The organism is Bacillus sp. FJAT-47783 (genome assembly GCF_022808615.1).
Taxonomy (GTDB): domain Bacteria; phylum Bacillota; class Bacilli; order Bacillales; family Aeribacillaceae; genus Bacillus_BZ.
The window spans coordinates 1-1,838 of record NZ_JAKZKS010000060.1; the positions used below are offsets into that span (position 1 = coordinate 1).

Below are 1,838 nucleotides of genomic sequence, written 5' to 3' on the forward strand. Positions count from 1 at the left end.
TAGGCTATCTAGAGACTTCCGTGTATCATTTTCTCCTCAGTAATTATGAGGAACTTGGAAAGCAGATTTATTCCCTTATTTTAAAGTGGAAATAATCCGACTTCTGATTTCTGGCATCTGACTTCTGTTTGGTAGGAGAGCGTTCTAAGGGCGTTGAAGCTAGACCGGAAGGACTGGTGGAGCGCTTAGAAGTGAGAATGCCGGTATGAGTAGCGAAAGAGGGGTGAGAATCCCCTCCACCGAATGCCTAAGGTTTCCTGAGGAAGGCTCGTCCGCTCAGGGTTAGTCGGGACCTAAGCCGAGGCCGAAAGGCGTAGGCGATGGATAACAGGTTGATATTCCTGTACCACCTCCTCACCGTTTGAGCAATGGGGGGACGCAGGAGGATAGGGTAAGCACGGCGTTGGTTGTCCGTGTCCAAGCAGTTAGGCTGACAAGTAGGCAAATCCGCTTGTCGCATAGGCTGAGCTGTGATGGCGAGGGAAATATAGTACCGAAGTTCCTGATTCCACACTGCCAAGAAAAGCCTCTAGCGAGGTGAGAGGTGCCCGTACCGCAAACCGACACAGGTAGGCGAGGAGAGAATCCTAAGGTGATCGAGAGAACTCTCGTTAAGGAACTCGGCAAAATGACCCCGTAACTTCGGGAGAAGGGGTGCTTTTTGGGGTGAATAGCCCCGAGAAGCCGCAGTGAATAGGCCCAGGCGACTGTTTAGCAAAAACACAGGTCTCTGCGAAACCGTAAGGTGAAGTATAGGGGCTGACGCCTGCCCGGTGCTGGAAGGTTAAGGGGAGAGGTTAGCATCCGCGAAGCTTTGAACCGAAGCCCCAGTAAACGGCGGCCGTAACTATAACGGTCCTAAGGTAGCGAAATTCCTTGTCGGGTAAGTTCCGACCCGCACGAAAGGCGTAACGATCTGGGCACTGTCTCAACGAGAGACTCGGTGAAATTATAGTACCTGTGAAGATGCAGGTTACCCGCGACAGGACGGAAAGACCCCGTGGAGCTTTACTGTAGCCTGATATTGAATTTTGGTACAGCTTGTACAGGATAGGTAGGAGCCTGAGAAGCCGGAGCGCTAGCTTCGGTGGAGGCGTCGGTGGGATACTACCCTGGCTGTATTGAAATTCTAACCCGCTGCCCTCAATCGGGCAGGGAGACAGTGTCAGGTGGGCAGTTTGACTGGGGCGGTCGCCTCCTAAAAGGTAACGGAGGCGCCCAAAGGTTCCCTCAGAATGGTTGGAAATCATTCGTAGAGTGTAAAGGCACAAGGGAGCTTGACTGCGAGACCTACAAGTCGAGCAGGGACGAAAGTCGGGCTTAGTGATCCGGTGGTTCCGCATGGAAGGGCCATCGCTCAACGGATAAAAGCTACCCCGGGGATAACAGGCTTATCTCCCCCAAGAGTCCACATCGACGGGGAGGTTTGGCACCTCGATGTCGGCTCATCGCATCCTGGGGCTGTAGTCGGTCCCAAGGGTTGGGCTGTTCGCCCATTAAAGCGGTACGCGAGCTGGGTTCAGAACGTCGTGAGACAGTTCGGTCCCTATCCGTCGTGGGCGTAGGAAATTTGAGAGGAGCTGTCCTTAGTACGAGAGGACCGGGATGGACGCACCGCTGGTGTACCAGTTGTCCTGCCAAGGGCATCGCTGGGTAGCTATGTGCGGAAGGGATAAGTGCTGAAAGCATCTAAGCATGAAGCCCCCCTCAAGATGAGATTTCCCATCACGTTATGTGAGTAAGATCCCTGAAAGATGATCAGGTTGATAGGTCCGAGGTGGAAGTGTGGTGACACATGGAGCTGACGGATACTAATCGATCGAGGACTTAACCTAAAT

General features: G+C 53.2%; 1 rRNA gene. It reads left to right on the top strand.

From position 1 onward, the window contains the following. Positions 1-1,835, top strand: a 23S ribosomal RNA gene (locus MLD65_RS17925); the annotation flags it as partial. Between the last annotated feature and the right edge of the window lie 3 nt (positions 1,836-1,838).